The sequence below is a fragment of the Nonomuraea sp. NPDC054003 genome, from assembly GCF_055585125.1.
Genome location: NZ_JBVJKR010000009.1, coordinates 140689 through 158910, shown reverse-complemented (window position 1 = coordinate 158910; position 18222 = coordinate 140689). Strand labels below are relative to the sequence as shown.

17 protein-coding genes are annotated in these 18222 nt (G+C 71.2%); 4 read left to right on the top strand and 13 right to left on the bottom strand.

Annotated elements, in window-relative coordinates; all coding sequences use genetic code 11:
- Positions 1-66: 66 nt before the first annotated feature.
- The 12 genes from ACZ6YG_RS24495 to ACZ6YG_RS24440 form a co-directional block, all read right to left on the bottom strand.
- Positions 67-861 (bottom strand): uracil-DNA glycosylase, encoded by a 795-nt coding sequence (locus ACZ6YG_RS24495; protein WP_148029136.1) that lies wholly within the window; start codon positions 859-861, stop codon positions 67-69.
- 100 nt (positions 862-961) lie between these two features.
- Positions 962-2395, bottom strand: a complete 1434-nt coding sequence (locus tag ACZ6YG_RS24490; protein WP_466019309.1) for a hypothetical protein — start codon at positions 2393-2395, stop codon at positions 962-964.
- A 174-nt stretch (positions 2396-2569) separates the two neighbouring features.
- Positions 2570-3517: a Ppx/GppA phosphatase family protein gene (locus ACZ6YG_RS24485; protein ID WP_148029134.1), complete on the bottom strand. Its 948-nt coding sequence runs from the start codon at positions 3515-3517 to the stop codon at positions 2570-2572.
- Positions 3508-3996: a DUF501 domain-containing protein gene (locus ACZ6YG_RS24480; protein WP_148029133.1), complete on the bottom strand. Its 489-nt coding sequence runs from the start codon at positions 3994-3996 to the stop codon at positions 3508-3510. Before ACZ6YG_RS24480 ends, ACZ6YG_RS24485 begins: the two co-directional genes overlap by 10 nt.
- On the bottom strand, positions 3986-4519 hold the full coding sequence (locus ACZ6YG_RS24475; protein ID WP_466019308.1) for a septum formation initiator family protein: 534 nt from the start codon (positions 4517-4519) through the stop codon (positions 3986-3988). The genes ACZ6YG_RS24480 and ACZ6YG_RS24475 overlap by 11 nt, the downstream gene beginning before the upstream one ends.
- A 60-nt stretch (positions 4520-4579) precedes the next feature.
- Complete coding sequence (gene eno, locus ACZ6YG_RS24470) at positions 4580-5857, bottom strand: phosphopyruvate hydratase (RefSeq protein ID WP_148029131.1); 1278 nt, start codon at positions 5855-5857, stop codon at positions 4580-4582.
- 57 nt (positions 5858-5914) lie between these two features.
- Positions 5915-6850, bottom strand: coding sequence for a nucleoside triphosphate pyrophosphohydrolase (locus ACZ6YG_RS24465; protein WP_148029130.1), 936 nt, complete (start codon positions 6848-6850; stop codon positions 5915-5917).
- 1 nt (position 6851) lies between these two features.
- Positions 6852-7448 (bottom strand): SurA N-terminal domain-containing protein, encoded by a 597-nt coding sequence (locus tag ACZ6YG_RS24460; protein ID WP_148029129.1) that lies wholly within the window; start codon positions 7446-7448, stop codon positions 6852-6854.
- A 28-nt stretch (positions 7449-7476) separates the two neighbouring features.
- A complete protein-coding gene (gene mfd / locus ACZ6YG_RS24455; protein ID WP_148029128.1) occupies positions 7477-10965 on the bottom strand; it encodes a transcription-repair coupling factor in 3489 nt (1162 codons plus the stop codon).
- 228 nt (positions 10966-11193) lie between these two features.
- Positions 11194-11589 carry a cupin domain-containing protein gene (locus tag ACZ6YG_RS24450; protein WP_261808292.1) on the bottom strand — a complete coding sequence of 132 codons (396 nt, stop codon included), beginning with the start codon at positions 11587-11589 and terminating at the stop codon, positions 11194-11196.
- A 37-nt stretch (positions 11590-11626) separates the two neighbouring features.
- Complete coding sequence (locus ACZ6YG_RS24445) at positions 11627-12196, bottom strand: aminoglycoside phosphotransferase family protein (protein ID WP_466019307.1); 570 nt, start codon at positions 12194-12196, stop codon at positions 11627-11629.
- A 580-nt stretch (positions 12197-12776) separates the two neighbouring features.
- Positions 12777-13604 (bottom strand): DUF6597 domain-containing transcriptional factor, encoded by an 828-nt coding sequence (locus tag ACZ6YG_RS24440; protein WP_466019306.1) that lies wholly within the window; start codon positions 13602-13604, stop codon positions 12777-12779.
- On the opposite strand from ACZ6YG_RS24440, the gene ACZ6YG_RS24435 reads away from it, so the two are divergent.
- The 4 genes from ACZ6YG_RS24435 to ACZ6YG_RS24420 all read left to right on the top strand — a co-directional run bounded on the left by ACZ6YG_RS24435 (position 13603) and on the right by ACZ6YG_RS24420 (position 17077).
- Positions 13603-14145, top strand: a complete 543-nt coding sequence (locus tag ACZ6YG_RS24435; RefSeq protein WP_219544081.1) for a TIGR03086 family metal-binding protein — start codon at positions 13603-13605, stop codon at positions 14143-14145. The two genes, ACZ6YG_RS24440 and ACZ6YG_RS24435, sit on opposite strands and share 2 nt — an antisense overlap.
- 62 nt (positions 14146-14207) lie before the next feature.
- The gene (locus ACZ6YG_RS24430; RefSeq protein ID WP_219544082.1) at positions 14208-14924 is read left to right on the top strand and encodes a class I SAM-dependent methyltransferase; all 717 of its coding nucleotides are present in this window, start codon (positions 14208-14210) and stop codon (positions 14922-14924) included.
- A gap of 66 nt (positions 14925-14990) precedes the next feature.
- A complete protein-coding gene (gene cysC / locus ACZ6YG_RS24425; protein WP_397199212.1) occupies positions 14991-16199 on the top strand; it encodes an adenylyl-sulfate kinase in 1209 nt (402 codons plus the stop codon).
- Positions 16196-17077, top strand: coding sequence for a sulfite exporter TauE/SafE family protein (locus ACZ6YG_RS24420; protein ID WP_148029123.1), 882 nt, complete (start codon positions 16196-16198; stop codon positions 17075-17077). The genes cysC and ACZ6YG_RS24420 overlap by 4 nt, the downstream gene beginning before the upstream one ends.
- Here ACZ6YG_RS24420 and ACZ6YG_RS24415 read toward each other — a convergent pair.
- Positions 17022-18056 (bottom strand): glycoside hydrolase family 26 protein, encoded by a 1035-nt coding sequence (locus tag ACZ6YG_RS24415; protein WP_271279224.1) that lies wholly within the window; start codon positions 18054-18056, stop codon positions 17022-17024. The two genes, ACZ6YG_RS24420 and ACZ6YG_RS24415, sit on opposite strands and share 56 nt — an antisense overlap.
- Positions 18057-18222 lie beyond the last annotated feature (166 nt).

Genomic DNA, 18222 nt, shown 5'->3' with positions numbered 1-18222 from the left:
TGTGAAAGCATTCACAAGCCTACGTCCGCCTCTCCCCGGACGCCAATCTCCGCGTGATGGGATGCGTCACACCGACAGCTCGCCCGCCCGTATGAAGACCGCGTCGAGCATCTCGGCGGTGACCCTGCCGGTGAACGTGTTCTGCTGGCTCGGGTGGTAGCAGCCGAGCAGCGTGACGGGCGCGTCCCCGTACGAGACCGCCAGCTCGACGCCGTGGCCGAACGGCGGGCGGCTGCGCGGCAGGGCGTAGCCGGCCTCCTTGAGCGCGGGCCACATGGCCTGCCAGGCGTAGCCGCCGAGCGCGACCACGACCCGGACGTCCGGCGCCACCAGCGCGAGCTCACGGGCCAGCCACGGGAAGCAGGCGGCCTTCTCCTCGGGCAGCGGCTTGTTCGCGGGGGGCGCGCAGCGGACCGAGGCCGCCACCCTGGCGCCGATCAGCTCCTGCCCGTCGCCGGCGTGCGTGCTGGTCGGCTTCGCGGCCAGGCCGGTGCGGTGGAGGGAGGCGAACAGCCAGTCGCCGCTGCGGTCGCCGGTGAAGATCCGGCCGGTCCTGTTGCCGCCGTGCGCGGCGGGGGCCAGCCCGACGATGAGCACGCGCGGACGTTCGTCGCCCCACCCGGGGACGGGGCGCCCCCAGTAGGTCTCGTCCGCGAAGGCCCGCCGCTTGACCTCGGCGACCTCCTCGCGCCAGGCGACCAGGCGCGGGCAGGCCCGGCAGACCGACTGCCTGGCGGTGAGCTCCGCCAGCGTGGCGCTGCTCTCCGCGAGGCGGCGCACGCCGCCGGGGTCTCGGGCGACCGGGGTGTCGGCGGTGGCCGGGTCGTCCGGCCACCCGGTGCCGGGAGGTACGAAGCTCATGACATCGATGGTGCCGGATGTCCGGGACCGCCACGAACCAGGCCGGACAACGAAGAACCGGGCGGCGTCACGTGGACACCGCCCGGTTCAGCTCGACTGATCAGGCAGGCTTCTCAGTCTGCGGGGCCTCCTTGGGCGGGCAGGTCGCGCTGAACTGCGACGTGCCGGAGGAGGTCGCGTTGGGGCTGACGACGACGAGCTCGACAGAGCCCGCGGTCACCGAGGCGCCACGCGTGCCGCCGACGCCCCACGTCACGTCGAGGCTGCCGTTGACCTGGCGCTCGAGCGTGTTGTGGTCACGCTTGCCGTCGACCACCCAGTAGTACTGGACGGTCGCCGGGCCGGTGCTGGTCAGGGTCGCCTTGAAGTCGACCCCGGGGCCCCGGTTGTCGGCGCACATCTCGTTGCGCTGACCGGCCACCGAGACGCTGGAGACGGAGACCGAGGGCTTCGGAGCCTGGCAGGCGGCGTACGACTGCGAAATGCTGTCGCGGTCGTTGGAGCCGAACACCGACAGGCGGACGGTGCCGCCGTTCTTCGCCGCACCCGAGAGCGCGGTGTCGGACAGGGTGACGGTCTTCGCGCCGCCCCGGTGGAAGGTGGTGGAGCCCGAGTCGACGGTGCTGCCGTTCACCGACCACACCCAGCGGACGCGGTCGGAGCCGCTGGCGCTGACCCTGGCGTGCGCGCTCACCTTGCACCCGTCGTGGTTGGTCGCCGTCACCAGGTTGGAGGCGTCGACCTTCACCCGCGGAGCGGGCGCCGGGGTGTAGTCCTTGCAGTGGACCTTGTAGTAGGCACGGTTGGAGACCGCACGGTCCGGGCTGAGGACCTCGAGCACCGCCGAGCCGCTGTGGCTGTGGCGCGGCGAGAAGCCGACGCCGACCTTACGCGAGTCCCGGACCTTGACCTTGCCGTAGTCGACGGTCTTGCCGTTGACCACCCAGCGGTAGCGGACCCAGGACGGGCGCTCCACGCTGATCCGGCCGACGAAGTCGATCTTCGAGCCGGGGTTGCAGTAGCCCACGTACGTGGACGGGCTCGCCCATGCCTTCGCCGACACCCGCTTGTCGAGGTGGGTGCGCGTGACGTCCTTGGCCTGCACGCAGTCGACCGAGAAGTAGCCCTTCTTGGAGACGACCTTGCGCGGGCTCAGGACCTCGAGCCGCTGCCAGCCCTTGACGTCGCCCTTGAAGGTGGCCTTCTCCGAGAGCTTGATCGACTTGGTGCCCTTGGCCGAGACCTTGACGGTCTTGACCTTGCTCTTGGAGCCGTCGCCGTGGAGCCAGCGGTAGGCGACCGTGGTCTTGCCGTTGAGCTTGACCTTGACCGTGGCCGAGAACGTGATGTTCGCCGGGCACGACCCCTGGTAGTCGCGATCGGAGGCCTTCGGCGTCGAGACCGACACCTTCGGCTTGACCCGCGGCTTGGCGGCAGCCTGCGCGGGGGAAGCAGCCAGACCGGCGACCAGACCGGCCAGCACGGCGGTGGACGCGACCGCGGCCACCTTCCGTACTAAGGCAGAGGACTTCATAGGAGAGTGACTCCATTCCGTGAGAGTAAGAACGCACACGGAGACGGTTGCCACGCCGACATTCATCTCTGCCCGGCCATATGGCAAAGCCCCCGTTACTGCAACGATCACTAAAGCACAAGGGCATTGCGCATTCAATACGAACACGCCGGTTATATGTGTAGATTTGGCGACTTAACGGACGAGAGACCAGGCAATTCCGTCAAGGATGTCGTGTTCGCTCACGACGACCTGCTCGAATCCGAACCTCCGGACGATCCGGTCGAGGATGAGCGCCCCCGCCACGATGACGTCCACCCGGCCCGGGTGCATCACCGGCAGCGCCGCCCGCTCGTCGTGGGTCATCGCCAGCAGCCGCCGGGTCACGTCGTGCACCTGCTCGCTGGAGAGACGCGCGTGGTGGATCCGCTCCGGCAGGTAGGCGGGCAGGTCAAGCGCGACGCCCGCCACCGTCGTCACCGAACCGGCCAGCCCCACGAGCGTGCGCGCGTCGCGTACCGGAACCTCGTCCTCGACGCGGGCGAGCGCGGCCTCCACGTCGGCCACCACCGCCTCCAGCGCCGCCGCGGACGGCGGGTCACCGGCGTCGCGCAGGTGACGCTCGGTCAGCCGCACGCAGCCGATGTCGACCGAGATCGCCGACTCGGCGTGCTCCGAACCCACCACGAACTCCGTCGAGCCGCCCCCGATGTCGACCACCAGGTAAGGCGGCAGCGGCCCCTGCGGCACCTCGGTCTCCGGCGACAGCCGCACCAGCCCCCTGGTGGCGCCGGTGAACGACAGCTCGGCCTCCTCGGACCCCGAGATCACCTCCGGCTCCACGCCGAAGATCTCGCGCACCCCGTCGGTGAACTCCTGACGGTTCGCCGCGTCGCGGGTCGCGCTGGTCGCGACCACGCGGGTGGCGCTCGCGCCGTGCTGGTCGATCAGCTTGCGGTAGGCGCGCATCGCGCCGAACGTGCGCTCCAGCGCCTCCGGGGCCAGCCGCCCGGTCCGGTCGACGCCCTGGCCCAGTCGTACGATCTCCATCCGGCGCTCGACGTCGGCCAGCGCGGCCTCGCCGGCGTCGGCCACGAGCAGGCGCACCGAGTTGGTGCCGCAGTCGATGGCGGCTACACGCATGGTCCGTCACTCCACCACTCGGGGAGGGCCTCCAGCGCCTCCCTGCCGAACGGGTTGCTCCCCGGCGCCGCGAGCTCGTGCGCGACGAGCGCGTGCAGGCACTTGACCCGCAGCGGCATGCCGCCGGCGCTCTGCATTCCGGGCGCCAAGGGCTCCAGCCCCTCCTCCGCGGCGACCTCGTCGCGCCTGGCCAGGTAGGCGTCGTGCGCGGCCTGATAGGCGGACGCCAGCTCCGGGTCGCCGGCCAGCCTGTCCTGCATCTCGCGCATCAGCCCCGAGCCCTCCAGCGTGCCGATGGCCGAGGCCGCCTTCGGGCAGGTCAGGTAGTAGAGCGTGGGGAACGGGCTGCCGTCGGCCAGCCTGGGCGCGGTCTCCACCACGTCGGGGTTGCCGCACGGGCAGCGGTGCGCCACCCGGCGCAGCGACCGGGGCGGCCGCCCGAGCTGCTTCTCGACGGCCTCGGCGTCCTTACTGTCCAACGCTCTCCTTCTGCTTCTCCGGCTGCTTCTCCGGCTGCTTCTCCGGCTGCTCGGTGGGCTGCTCGGTGGCCTGCTCTGCCGGCTGTCCGGTCGGTTGCCCTGCCGATTGGCCGGGCGACTGCTCGGTCGCGCGCCGGCCCGTGCCGTCGTCGGCCGCCTGGACCGACTCCCACAGCGTCTGGTACCACGGCGGCTGCTGCGCCGGCCGCTGGGCCGCCGCCTGCCCCTTGCCCGGGTCGGGGTCCATCACCACGAAGCACCTCTCGCCCTGGCCGCAGTAGTGGAGGCGCTCCTTGGCCGTGCGCCTGACCCAGTTGGGGTCGCCGACCTGGCGGCTCTCGGCCAGCAGCCGCTGCCGCTCGGCCTCCACCTTGGCCTTCTCCTCGCGGAGCTCGGCGATGTCGCGCCGCTGGGCGATGTAGGTGCGGACGGGGTACGCCAGGCTCATGGCGATCGCGCAGACCACCACCGCGAGGATCGCGGCCCGCCCCGTCAACTGCGGTTTCTTCGCCACCTCCGGCATCCACCTCCCCGTACGAACCGCCCGCGGCGCCATCGGACCGCCGCGGGCAGCTACCCGAAATTACTGCTGGAAACGCGGAAAGGCCGCGCGACCCGCGTAACGGGCGGCGTCGTCGAGGATCTCCTCGATGCGCAGCAGCTGGTTGTACTTGGCCACCCGGTCGGAGCGGGCCGGGGCGCCCGTCTTGATCTGGCCGCAGTTGGTCGCCACCGCCAGGTCGGCGATCGTGGTGTCCTCGGTCTCGCCGGAGCGGTGGCTCATCATGCACCGGTAGCCGCTGCGGTGGGCCAGGTCGACCGCGTCGAACGTCTCGGTCAGCGTGCCGATCTGGTTGACCTTGACCAGCAGGGCGTTGGCGGTGCCCGACCCGATGCCGCGCGCCAGCCGCTCGGGGTTGGTCACGAACAGGTCGTCGCCGACGAGCTGGACCCGGTCGCCGAGTGCCTCGGTGATGGCCTTCCAGCCCTCCCAGTCCTCCTCGTCGAGCGGGTCCTCGATGGACACCAGCGGGTAGTTGTCGACCAGGTCGGCGTAGAAGGCGATCAGCTCCTGGGCGGACAGGCCCTTGCCGTCGATGGTGTAGACGCCGTCCTTGTGGAACTCGGTGGCGGCCACGTCGAGCGCCAGCGCCACGTCGGCGCCGGGGGTGAAGCCGGCCCGCTCGATGGCCACCAGGATCAGGTCGAGCGCGTCGCGGTTGGACGGCAGGTTGGGCGCGAACCCGCCCTCGTCGCCGAGACCGGTGGCGTAGCCCTTCTCCTGCAGCACCTTCTTGAGCGCGTGGTAGACCTCGGTGCCCATGCGCACGGCCTCGCCGAACGACTCGGCGCCGATCGGCGCGATCATGAACTCCTGGATGTCGACGTTGGTGTCGGCGTGCGCGCCGCCGTTGAGGATGTTCATCATCGGCACCGGCAGCACGTGGGCGTTGGGGCCGCCGAGGTAGCGGAAGAGCGGCAGCTCGGCGCTGTCGGCGGCGGCCTTGGCCACGGCCAGCGAGACGCCCAGGATCGCGTTGGCGCCCAGCTTGGCCTTGTTGGGCGTACGGTCCAGATCGATCATGATCTGGTCGACGATGCGCTGGTCCTCGGCCTCGATGCCGTGGATCTCGTCGAAGATCTCGTCGGTCACGGCCAGCACGGCCTTGCGTACGCCCTTGCCGCCGTAGCGGTCGTCGCCGTCACGCAGCTCGACGGCCTCGAACTGGCCGGTGGACGCGCCGCTGGGCACCGCCGCCCGGCCGGTGCTGCCGTCGTCGAGGACCACGTCGACCTCGACCGTCGGGTTGCCCCTGGAGTCGAGGATCTCGCGAGCGTAAACGACCTCGATGGTAGCCACGGGATGCGCTCCTGAATCGATAGGCAATATGCGTTCAGAGCCTATCGGTAGAGGGCATCACGACCGGCGCGACTCCCACGCGCGCACCCGGTCGCGATACGTCCGCGCCGCGGCCCGCAGCTCCGCCTCCGGGTCGACGCCCGCCGAGCGCGCCCGCTTCACCAGGTCGAACAGCTCGCGGGCGACCCCCTGGCCGACCGCCGCGGACAGGCCGTCAGGCACGCCCGACCGCTCGGCGCGGCGCAGCAGCTGGGCCGCCAGCGACAGCGCCGGCTGGCCCATCGGCACCCCGTCGAGCAGCGACTCGTCGCCCCGGGAAGCCCGCTCGGCGGCCTTGATCGCCTCCCAGTTGTCGTTCACCTCGTCGGCGCTCTCCGCCTTGACCGAGCCGAACACGTGGGGGTGGCGCCGCACCAGCTTGCCGACGATGCCGTCGGCCACGTCGTCGACGTCGAAGCCCTCCGCCACGCGGGCGTGGAAGACCACCTGGAGCAGCAGGTCGCCGAGCTCCTCGCGGAGCGCGTCGTGGTCGCCCTCCTCGATCGTCTCCAGCACCTCGTAAGCCTCTTCGAGCAGGTAGGGCACCAGCGACTCGTGCGTCTGCTTGCGGTCCCACGGGCACTCGGTGCGCAGCCGGTCCATCACCCGTACGAGATCGAGCACGCGCGCGCCCGGCAGGTCGTACGAGCCGGGCACCACCTCGATCAGCGGCGGGTCGTCGAGCGCGATCGCGGCGTGGCCGAGGGCGCGCATGAAGTCCTCGTCGCCGTCGGCGGCGAGCCACACCACCGTCTCCCCCGCCGCCCGCGCGACCAGCCCTGCCGGGTCGGGGGTGACGACCGCGACCTCCACCCCCGCCTCGGCGAGGTACGGCAGCTGCGGATGGTCCGGCGAGCCCGTCAGCACCGGGCCGGACCGGAACGCCTGCCACGCCTGGTGGCTGAGCAGCCCAGGCGCGACGCGCGGCGAGGTGGTGACGACGACGAGCGGCATGTCAGCCCTGCGGCTGCTGCGCGGTCTGGGCGGGCTTGCCGAAGCGGCCCGGGTCGACGAAGCCCTGACCCTGTTGGAGGGTGCCGTAACGGGGGCTGAAGACCGTCTTGATCGAGTTGAACTCCTGCTGCACCTTGGCGGCGGCCTGCTGGTTGCCCGCGCCGCCGAACTTGTCCATGACCTTGCGGATGCCCACCTCGGCCTTGACGTAGTCGCGCGCGTCAGCCGGCGAGACGCCCTTGGACAGCAGGTTCATCTGCGGATCCTGGAACTCGCCCGGGTCCTTGAGCGCGGTGTCGATCTCCGTCTCGCTGACCGTGACGCCGTGCTTGTCGGCCAGCTGCTGGTAGCGGAGCTGGTTGGTCATGCTGAAGAGGACGAACTGCGCGACGGGCGCCGTGAGCTGGTCGGGCCCGATGTTCGCCCTCTCCAGCGCGGCCTGGTAGCTCTTCACGTTCGCGTTCAGGTCGCTGGAGGAGATGCGCTGATCACCGACGATCGCCGCCGCTCCGGCCTCGACAGGGGTAGAGCAGGCGGCCAGGCCGAGGAAGCTCACCCCGGCTGCCGCGGCGGCCACAGCCACTCGTATCGACTTCACGTGTGTCCCTTTCCGACAAAAACCCCAGTCAGCTTACCGGCGCGAGTTCGAGGAACATCGCCTCGACCAGGTCGCCGCACCATTTGAGCAGATCCATGTCGCGCAACGGCTGCCCACCCAGCGGCTTCGTCTTGGGCACCGGCACCAGCAGCGTCTCCGCGGCCTGCTTGTAGACCGACTTCTTGTACAGCCGGTCGAGCCGGATCTGCTGCGACTCCCGCAGCCGCGCCGGGCCGAACTTGATGTACTGCCCCTGCAGCGTGACGTCCGTCAGCCCGGCCTTGCGCGCCCTGAGCCGGAACGCGGCGACCTCCAGGAGGTTCTCCACCTCGACCGGCGGCTTGCCGTAGCGGTCGGTCAGCTCGTCGCGCACCTCGTCGATGTGCGCCGGCTCGGCGATGGCCGCGATCCGCTTGTAGGCCTCCAGCCGCAGCCGCTCCGAGGTGACGTAGTCGTGCGGGATGTGCGCGTTGATCGGCAGCTCGACCTTGACGTCGTGCTGCTCGGGGGCCGCCGCCACGCCTTCGAGCTTGGCCTTCTGCTCCTGCACCGCCTCGGCCATCAGCCGGACGTACAGGTCGAAGCCCACGCCCGCGATGAAGCCCGACTGCTCGGCGCCCAGCACGTTGCCGGCGCCGCGGATCTCCAGGTCCTTCATCGCCACGTACATGCCCGCGCCCATCTCGGTGTGCTGGGCGATCGTGGCCAGCCGCTCGTGGGCGGTCTCGGTCAGCGGCTTCTCCGGCGGGTAGAGGAAGTAGGCGTAACCGCGCTCCCTGCCCCGCCCGACCCGCCCGCGCAGCTGGTGGAGCTGCGACAGGCCGTAGTTGTCCGCCCGGTCCACGATGAGCGTGTTGGCGTTGGGCACGTCCAGCCCGGACTCCACGATCGTGGTCGAGACCAGCAGGTCGTACTCGCGCTCCCAGAACCCGACCATGATCTTCTCAAGCTGGTGCTCGTTCATCTGCCCGTGCGCCACCGCGATCCGCGCCTCCGGCACCAGCTCGCGCAGCCGCGCGGCCACCCGGTTGATCGACGCCACCCGGTTGTGCACGAAGAACACCTGGCCGTCGCGCATCAGCTCGCGCCGGATCGCCGCCCCGATCTGCTTCTCCTCGTACGGGCCCACGAACGTGAGGATCGGGTGGCGCTCCTCCGGCGGGGTGAGGATGGTCGACATCTCGCGGATGCCGGTCAGGCCCATCTCCAGCGTGCGCGGGATCGGCGTCGCCGACATGGCCAGCACGTCCACCTGCGTGCGCAGGTGCTTCATGGCCTCCTTGTGCTCGACGCCGAACCGCTGCTCCTCGTCGATGATGATCAGCCCGAGGTCCTTGAACCTCACCTCCGGGCTGAGGAGCCGGTGGGTGCCGATCACCACGTCGACCGCGCCGGAGCGCAGCCCGTCGAGCGTGCCCTTGACCTCGGCGTCGTTCTGGAAGCGGGAGATCGGCTTGATGGTGACGGGGAAGCTGGAGAACCGCTCGGTGAACGTCGACATGTGCTGCTGCACCAGCAGCGTCGTCGGCACCAGCACCGCCACCTGCTTGCCGTCCTGCACGGCCTTGAACACCGCGCGCACCGCGATCTCGGTCTTGCCGTAGCCGACGTCGCCGCAGATCAGCCGGTCCATCGGGACGCCGCGCTCCATGTCGCGCTTGACCTCGTCGATGGCCTCCAGCTGGTCCGCGGTCTCCGCGTACGGGAACGCGTCCTCCATCTCGCGCTGCCACGGCGAGTCCTGCGCGAACGGGTGGCCGGGCGAGGCCATGCGGGCCGAGTAGAGCCGGATCAGCTCACCGGCGATCTCCTTGACCGCCTTCTTCGCCCGCGACTTGGCCTTGGCCCAGTCGGCGCCGCCCATCCGGTTGAGCGTCGGCGACTCGCCGCCGACGTAGCGGGTGACCTCGTCGAGCTGGTCGGTCGGCACGTACAGCCGGTCGCCCTTGGCGTACTCGATCACCAAGTACTCGCGCGTGGCGCCCTGGACCGTGCGGCGCACCATCTCGATGTAGCGGCCCACGCCGTGCTGCTCGTGGACCACGTGGTCGCCCACCTTGAGCTGCAGCGGGTCCACCATGTTGCGGCGGCGCGACGGCAGGCGGCGCATGTCCTTCGTGGACGCCTTCTGGCCCACCAGGTCGAGATGGGTGAGCACGGCCAGACCCGGCGTGACGAACCCGTGCTCCAGCAGCCCGGTGGTGACGTGCACCACCTTCGGCTCCGGCGCCTTGTCGACGAACCGCTGCAGGCGGGCCGGCACGTCGACGCCCTTGAGCAGCTCCACCATGCGCTCGGCGGACCCGTGGCCCTCGCTGATGAGCACGACCGCCTTGTCCTCGGCCAGCCAGCCCTTGATGTCGTCGAGCGCCTTGCGGGTGTCGCCGCGGTAGGCCTCCGAGTCGTGCGCGGCCAGCTCCACGCCGCCGCCGAACGGCGCCATCGTCCACCACGGCTGCCCCAGCGCCTCGGCGTGGCCGCGGATCTCGTCGAGCGTGCGGAACGCCGCCGCGTCCAGGTCGATCGGCGCCTCCCCGCCCGCCGCCGCGTTGATCCAGGACGCCTCCAGGAACTCCTGCGACGTGCGCACGAGTTCCTCGGCCCGGCTCCTGATCCGCTCCGGATCGCAGACGAACACCGCCGACCTCACCGGCAGATGGTCGACCAGCAGGTCCATCTCACCGGCGAGCGCGGGCGCGAACGCCTCCATGCCCTCCACCGGCGTGCCCTCCGCGAGCTGGTCGAGCACCTCGGCCAGCGCCGGATAGCGCTCCGCCAGCTCCCGCGCCCGCTCCCGCACCTCCGCCGTCAGCAGCAGCTCCCGGCACGGCGGCGCGAACAGCCCCTCCTCCGCCGCCTCCAGCGAGCGCTGGTCGGCCACCTTGAACCAGCGGATCTCCTCGACCGTGTCGCCCCAGAACTCCAGCCGCAGCGGGTGCTCCTCCGTCGGCGGGAACACGTCCAGCAGCCCGCCGCGCACCGCGACCTCGCCGCGCCGCTCCACCATGTCGACCCGGTGGTAGCCGTTCTCCACCAGGCGCGTCACCACCTCGTCCAGGTCGGCGTCGTCGCCCGCCCTCAGCCGGATCGGCTCCAGCTCGCCCAGCCCTTTGACGATCGGCTGCAGCAGCGCCCTGATGGGCGCCACGACCACATTCAGCGGGCCCGCCGCGCTGTCGCCCTTCACCGGGTGCGCCAGCCGCCGCAGCACCGCCAGCCGCTGCCCCACCGTGTCGGACCGCGGCGACAGCCGCTCGTGCGGGAGCGTCTCCCACGCCGGGAACACCGCCACGGACCCGGGGTCGATGAGGCTGCTCAGCGCCGCCGCCAGATCCTCCGCCTCCCGCCCCGTCGCGGTGACGGCCAGCACGGTGCGCTGATCGTGCCCGGCCAGCGCGGCCACGCCGAACGGCCGCAGCGCGGCGGGCGCCACCAGCGCGACGTCACCGCCCCTGTCGAGGGCGGCGGTCAGCTCGGGGTCGGCGACGACAAGGTCAAGTAGTCCGGAAAGACTCATCAGTTAGCCCCACGATGGCAACACGACTACCCCCGGCCAAGCGGAGCGCGGGGGTGATGGCATCCAGCCTACTTCCCACCCGCCCCCTGCTCGCGCCCCCGCCCCGTCCAACCCCACGGGCCTGTGTCCGGTGGGGAGCCGGGCTCCTCTTGCGTGGTGCCTCTGTATGTGAGACGGGGTTTCGCAGGTGAAGACGCGAGGCACACCCGCCCACCAGGCTGGGCTCGGCTACCCCTGAGGCACCTTGTGGCCGGGCACGCTGGGCCATCTGACGGTGAGGACCACCGACTCCTCCTCCGCCAGCCACGAGTGGTCGACGCCCTCGCCCCACACCACGTAGTCGCCCCGCTCGGCCAGCAGCACGCTGCGCCCCGGGAGCTCGACGCGGAACCGGCCGCTGATCAGGATGAGCAGGGCGGTGCGGTTCTCGCCGGTGACCCATCGGGCGCGCTCGTCGCCGGGCTTGTGCAGGCCCCACTTGATCTCGACGGCCTCGCTGTGCCGCACGTCGCCCGGGGGCTTGAAATGACCGAGCAGCCACCCGCCGTCCAGCGGCCCGTCCACGCCGGCGTTGCCGACGTACACCCGGTCGTCCTCCGCTGGGGACCCATCCCTTTCCACCACGCCCGGGGACGCTAGCACCCGCGGGCGACGCCCGGGATCACACCGGTTCCTCGACGATGCGTGCGCAGCGGACCGGGTCCTCGGTGAGACCGGCGCCCAGCCCCCACAACCAGTATTCCACCGAGCGCAGCACGGCCCAGGCGTAAGCTGCCCGCCGGTCCATCCCTCCCGCCTCGACCAGCGCATCAAGCCACCGGCGAAGCCGCCGGCCATCGGCCATCTCGTCGTAGCGGGTCCAGAGCAGCTGACCCGCCTGATACTCGATCGCGCCTTCCAGAGGCAGCGGGTCCACGGTCAGCCAGGGCTCCCGGCGTCCCCGCAGCACATGCATGTAGCACAGGTCCCGGTTCACCATCCCCGAAGACCGCTCCGCCGCCATCTCCCCTGCCAGCCCGACCGCGACATCGAGCACGCGTACGGGGAAGGGCCGCCCGGCCTCCTCCCACCGGCCGCGCAACCCGTCATGGAGTTCGGCGGCGGCGTCCCAGGTGGAACGGAAGCGTCCGGAGGCGGGCACGGCGAGCCGGCGCAGGAGCCGCCCGATGAGAGGAGCCTGCCAACGGCCCAAGGCCCGGAACGACTCTGGGACCGTGATCGAGTGCCGCATCTCCGCCATCCCTCATGATCGACAACCGCTCCGCACCGTGGGCGGATGCGCCCTCAAGGGTGAGGAATTGATACCTGGACCCTTGAGAGCCAACAGACCGTAGCCCGCCGGCCTGCGAGGCCCGCGGTGGCCGGAGCAGGCGATCGACGGCCCATAGGGCTCGCCCCTGCGGCACTGCCCGTGAGCCTCACCATCATCTGGAAACACGCCCCTCCAGCCCAGCGATCAATCAGCCGAGGTCACGACGAAGCCCAGCCGGGCCTGTCATGCGTGATGCCCCTGCTGCCCCACTCCCCTGGGTGCCTTACCGCCTCGGTGAGTTGTCCTCATGTGGGACAGCACACATGCGGTGTCCCTGCCCGGGTGCCTTACCGCCCCGACATGCTCACATCTTGATCCATCTCACGCACGGGGGTCCAGGGGGCCGGGAGGCCCCCGGCAAGGGGTGCGGGGAGCTCGGCTCCCCGCTGAGCACAGTCCGAGACGATCGGCGCGGAGCGCCTGGGTTGCGAGGGCCATGCCGTTGGGTGAGCGTCCGGCGCCTGCAAAGCGTTCGGAAAGCCTTCGAGCGAGAACCGCGTCAGCGCGCCGGGCCGAGTCGGGCGTAGGCGGCTGGAGGCATGCCCACCACGGCGGTGAAGTCGCGGGTCAGGTGGGCCTGGTCGGTGTAGCCGAGTTCGGCGGCCAGGGTGGCGAGGTCGAGGCCCTGGTAGACGCGCTCCGCGGCTTCGTGCAGCCGGAAGCGGCGGATCACCCATTTGGGGCCGATGCCGACGTAGTCCCTGAACAGCCGCTGCAGCGAGCGCACCGATCGCCCCGATCGGGCAGCCAGTTGGTCGACCCTGGTCACGGTGACGTCGTTCTCCGCCATCACGACCAGCGCCGCGACCTCTTCGGCGAGTGGGTCCCGCTCCGGCCCCAGGCCCAGCAGGAACGTCTCGACGATCGCGATGGCGCCCGGAATACGAGGTTCGGCCAGGACGCGCTCCACCATCGTCGAGCCCGCGGCGCCGTACATCTCGCCGATCTCGTGGAAGCGGCCGGTCAGCCGGTGCACGGGACCGCCGAGGAACGGCCGGAAGCCGCCGGGGGCGAAGCGGATGCCGAGGACGCGGCCGCTGCCCCGCATGGTGTACGAGAACCCGCCCCTGATCACCCCGGCGATCCGGTGGAAGTCGTGGGTGATCGTCATGTTCACGGTCGGGTGGGAGACGATGCGCTGCTCGTACGGTTCGGCGAGGTCGGTCCAGGTGACGACCCAGAAGTGGTCGACGTAGGGAGCGAGCGCGGGGGACGGCGCGTGCCGGGCGAAGTCGAAGGCGGCGAGCCCGGCGTACGGGTCGACCCAGCCTCGCAGTCGTGTTTTTACAAGCCCCGCGGCGGGCCGGTCCGGCATCATCGCTGCCATGGAAGACATGATGCCGCTGATGACGCGTGCCACCGAACAGACCGCGAGCCTGGTCCGGGCGGTGCGGCAGGAGCAGCTCGGGCTCCCGACCCCGTGCGAGAAGTACGACGTGAAGGATCTGGTCAACCACCTCGAATGGGTGGCGGAGATGTTCGCGTCGCTGGCTCGCCATGAGGCGCCCGCCGAGCAGGGGCCGTACGCGGGCGACTTCCCTGAGCGGGCGGAGCGCACGCTCGCCGCGTGGTCACGGCCGGAGGCGTGGGAGGGCGTCAGCCAGGGCATGGGCATGCCGATGACCACGCTGGCCCACATGTATCTCGTCGACATGGTGGCGCACGGCTGGGACCTGGCCAGGGCCACCGGCCAGGAGTACGCACCGGACCCCGAGACGGTCGCGCGGGCGCTGAGCTTCACCGAGCAGATGGCGGAGAAGGGCAGGCAGGGCGGCGTCTTCGGGCCTGCGGTGGCGGTGCCGGACGACGCCTCGCCGCTCGACCGCCTGCTCGGCGTCACCGGCAGGGATCCGGCCTGGACCCCCTAGATACCGCCTCTGACTCCTGAAGATGCACCACTATTGGCGTTCCTGTGATTACTGTGGGTCACATGTCTGAGGTGCGGGCGGTGGCCCGGGGTGGGGGTCTGTTCAGTCAGCGGATCCGCGAGCAGTGGGCGGGGCAGCTCGGCCGGCGGCTGGACGTGCTGGTCGCCGGGTGCGCGCACGACGAGCCGCTGGTGCTGGACCGGATCGAGACCCGGGTGTCCGGGGTCGACGAGGACCTGCCGGAGATCCGGCGGGTGGTGGAGGAGCGGGCCGACCTGGTGACGTGGTCGCTGGGCGATCTGCGGTCGGCGCCGTTGCCGCCGCGCTCGTACGACGTGATCCAGTTGTCGTTCCTCCTGGAGCGGATCCAGCACGCGGAGCTGGTGTTCGACCGGCTGCTGCACGCGTTGCGGCCGGGCGGGCTGGTGCTGCTGCGGATGCGTGACCGCGAGTCGGCCTACGGGCTGCTCGACCGGCTGACCCCGTCGTGGGTGCGGCGGCTGCTGTGGCGGCGGCTGGTCGCGGAGGGCACCCCGGGCCCGCTGCCGGCCAGATACGGGACGCTGGCTTCGGCCGACGGGATGCACGCGTACTGTCTCGCCCGGGGCCTGATGGTCACCGACGAGGAGCGGGCGACGAGCGGGCCGGCGATGGGCCGGGTGGGGTCGGCGGCGGTGGCGGTGACGGCACAGCTCACGCGGGGCCGCTATCCCGCCAGTCACGACGAGATCACCATGGTGATCAGGAAGCCGCACTACCACTTCGCCCGTCTCATCTAGTATCTCCCCGGCGCCAGCGGGTAGGGTTGCCTACCATTGCAGTCGGGATAGTTGGGATCAATCACCGTGGAGTGGACTCCGGAGCCGCGCGAGCTGGCCGATCTCGAACTGCTGCTGTCGGGGGCGTTCCAGCCGCTGACCGGGTTCCTGGGCCATGACGACGTGCACGCGGTGCACGAGCGCGGCACCCTCGCCGACGGCACCCCCTGGCCCGCGCCGGTGACGCTCCACCTGCCCGAGGACGCGGGCGGCGAGGTGACGCTGCTCGACCCCGAGGGCGTCCCGCTGGCCACGCTCACCGTGACCGAGCACGGGCCCGACGGGCTGGCCGCGGGGCCGGTCAAGGGGCTGGGCGCGCCCGAGCACGGCCCGTTCGCCCGCCTGCACCGCACCCCCGCCCAGGTACGCGACGAGCTGGGCGGGCGCCCCGCGCTGGCCGTCACGATGCGCGGCCCGCTGGACGACCTGGACGAGGTGGCGGCCACCGCCAAGGAGCTCGGCGCGGTGATCGTGCTGCTGCCTCTCTCGTACGGTGAGGACGGCCCCGGCGTGGTCAGGGCGGCGCTGCGGGCCAGGGACCGGCTGCCGGCGGGCACGCTCGTCGTCCCGGTGCCGCTGGCGCCGCGCGAGGAGCCCGAGATCGACCTGGAGCTGCGCGAGCACGTCGCGTCCGCCTACGGCGCGGCCGAGCACCTGGCGGGGCCCGAGCCGGTGCGCATCCCCGGCCCGCCGCACCGGCGCGGGCTGGTGGTGTTCTTCACCGGCCTGTCCGGGTCGGGCAAGTCGACGATCGCCCGCGGGCTCCGCGACGCCCTGCTGGAGCTGGGCACCCGGACCGTCACCTACCTCGACGGCGACGTGGTGCGGCGGCTGCTGTCGAAGGGGCTGTCGTTCTCCAAGGAGGACCGCGACCTCAACATCCGCCGCATCGGGTTCGTGGCCGCCGAGGCCGCCCGCCACGGCGGCCTGGCCATCTGCGCCCCGATCGCCCCGTACGCGGCGACCCGGGCCGAGGTGCGGGAGATGGTGGAGTCGGTCGGCGCCGACTTCCTGCTCGTGCACGTGGCCACGCCGCTGGAGGAGTGCGAGCGGCGCGACCGCAAGGGCCTGTACGCCAAGGCGCGGGCCGGCCTGATCCCCGAGTTCACCGGCATCTCCGATCCCTACGAGGAACCCGACGACGCCGAGCTGGTGGTCGACACCACGCACGTCTCGGTCGAGGCCGCGGTCGAGCGGGTGCTGGGCACGCTGCGCGCCGGAGGGTGGGTGCGATGATCGACTTTCCGCTGATCGTCGGGTCCTTCCTGGTGGCGATCGTGGTGGGGCTCACCGGCATGGGCGGCGGCGCGCTCATGACGCCGATGATGATGCTGTTCTTCAACGTGCCGCCGCTGGCCGCGGTCTCCAGCGACCTGGTGGCCTCGGCCGTGATGAAGCCGGTGGGCAGCTTCGTCCACCTCCGTCACGGCACCGTCAACCTGCGGCTGGTCTGGTGGCTGTGCGCGGGGTCGGTGCCGACGGCGTTCTGCGGGGTGTTCCTGGCGCGGGCGTGGGCGGTGGGCGACGGGGTCAAGTACGCGCTCGGGGTGGCGCTGCTGCTGGCCGTCGCGGGGCTGGCCGCCAAGACGCTGATGGGCGACAGGGGAGGCACGGCGGGCGCGAACGAGATCCGCGTGCGCCCCATCCCGACCGTACTGGTCGGTATGGTAGGCGGATTGATCGTGGGAGTCTCCTCCGTGGGCTCCGGTTCGCTGATCATCGTGGCGCTCATGGCCCTCTACCCGGCGCTCAAGGCCAACCAGCTGGTCGGCACCGACCTCGTCCAGGCCGTGCCGCTGGTCGTCTCGGCCGCGCTCGGCCACCTGCTCTTCGGTGACTTCCAGTTCGACCTGACCGTCTCGCTGCTGATCGGCTCGATCCCGGGCGTCTATCTCGGCGCGCGGATCTCGTCCCGCGCGCCGGGCGGCCTGATCAGGGCGATGCTGGCGATCGTGCTGCTGGCCTCGGCGCTCAAGCTGCTGAACGTGGACAACATGATCACGCTGGCCGCCCTGGCGGTCGCCACCGTGGTGATCGTGGTCGGCTGGCGCCTGCGGGTCAGGGCCGCGGCACGCGCGTCGCGCGGAAGTGCGGATCTCTCGCGAGCTCGGTGAACGCCTTGCCGGCCGTCTCGGCGGTGTCGAACCTGGTGTCGCCCCGCGGCGCGTGCGGCGAGTCGAAGTAGACCATGGCCTTGATCTGCGGGTAGCGGCGGATCTGGTGGCGCACCGACTCGAAGAACGCCCGCTTGAACGCCGGGTCGTCGGGCCGCTCGAACACCCCCCACTCGGCGATCATGACCGGCTTGCCGGGGAAGCGCCACTGCATCCACCGGTAGAAGCCGGGCCACTCGTCGAAGTCGGCGCGCGTCTTGTTCACCAGGGAGCCGAAGTCCTGCACCCGGTGGTCGGCGTAGGGGTCCATGGCCACCCAGTCGACCACGTCGTCGCCCGGGTAGAGCTCCTCGAACCAGGGCTTGACCGCCCAGTTGGGGGCGCCCATGTAGGTCATGACGGTGACCGCGTTCTTGACGCCCTTGTGGCGCAGCCGGAGCACCACGTGACGGAACATCGCCGCGTAGTCCTTGGCCCGCATGCCGGAGCCCGCCGCCGAGCCGACGTCGTTCTCCGGCTCGTGGTGGATGGTGAGGAAGAACCGCTCGGGGAACGTCCGCCTGAGGTGGTCGGCCAGCCGGTCGATCCGGTCGTCGACGGCGCCGCCGGCGACCTCGGCCCAGGTGTGGGTGAGCGACGGCTTCCAGTTGATCAGCAGCAGCCGCGGGTGCTCGGGATCGCGGGCGAGCCGGATCTCCTTCTCGTTCGGGAACAGCTCCTTGCCCCGGTGGTAGACGTGCACGATGTCGGCGGGCGCGGCCATCCGCCGCTCGGCGCTCGCCACCGCCTCCACCACGTCGAGCCCGGTGAAGATCTCCGGGGCGATGCCCCACCAGGCGCCGCATGACGGGATCAGCCGGCCGGTGACCGCGCAGTCGGGCGAGTCGGCGACGAGCGGGGGGTTCCCGGCGCGGGCGGGTTTCTGAACGGCGCCGCCCGGCCCCGCCGAGCAGGCGGCGAGCACGGCGGCCAGCCCCACCGCCAATCCGGAGAAAGCTGCTCTATACGGAAATACCCGTCGAGCCACAATCGTCGCCCCCTTTTTCCCAGGACCCCCGCCCTATCAAACCTGAACCTTGCCACGCCATTCCCGGAACTTCAGCCAGAGCCGAACTCCTCCCAGCTCAACCCACCCGCCGACCGCC

Excerpts from the sequence above, each read along its gene's own strand:
- ACZ6YG_RS24490 (WP_466019309.1), bottom strand. The coding sequence starts at position 2,395 with ATGAAGTCCTCTGCCTTAGTACGGAAGGTGGCCGCGGTCGCGTCCACC.
- ACZ6YG_RS24485 (WP_148029134.1), bottom strand. The coding sequence starts at position 3,517 with ATGCGTGTAGCCGCCATCGACTGCGGCACCAACTCGGTGCGCCTGCTC.
- ACZ6YG_RS24420 (WP_148029123.1), top strand. The coding sequence starts at position 16,196 with ATGATCGACTTTCCGCTGATCGTCGGGTCCTTCCTGGTGGCGATCGTG.
- ACZ6YG_RS24430 (WP_219544082.1), top strand. The coding sequence starts at position 14,208 with ATGTCTGAGGTGCGGGCGGTGGCCCGGGGTGGGGGTCTGTTCAGTCAG.
- mfd (WP_148029128.1), bottom strand. The coding sequence starts at position 10,965 with ATGAGTCTTTCCGGACTACTTGACCTTGTCGTCGCCGACCCCGAGCTG.
- ACZ6YG_RS24435 (WP_219544081.1), top strand. The coding sequence starts at position 13,603 with ATGGAAGACATGATGCCGCTGATGACGCGTGCCACCGAACAGACCGCG.
- ACZ6YG_RS24440 (WP_466019306.1), bottom strand. The coding sequence starts at position 13,604 with ATGGCAGCGATGATGCCGGACCGGCCCGCCGCGGGGCTTGTAAAAACA.
- ACZ6YG_RS24445 (WP_466019307.1), bottom strand. The coding sequence starts at position 12,196 with ATGCGGCACTCGATCACGGTCCCAGAGTCGTTCCGGGCCTTGGGCCGT.
- ACZ6YG_RS24465 (WP_148029130.1), bottom strand. The coding sequence starts at position 6,850 with ATGCCGCTCGTCGTCGTCACCACCTCGCCGCGCGTCGCGCCTGGGCTG.
- ACZ6YG_RS24495 (WP_148029136.1), bottom strand. The coding sequence starts at position 861 with ATGAGCTTCGTACCTCCCGGCACCGGGTGGCCGGACGACCCGGCCACC.
- ACZ6YG_RS24475 (WP_466019308.1), bottom strand. The coding sequence starts at position 4,519 with ATGCCGGAGGTGGCGAAGAAACCGCAGTTGACGGGGCGGGCCGCGATC.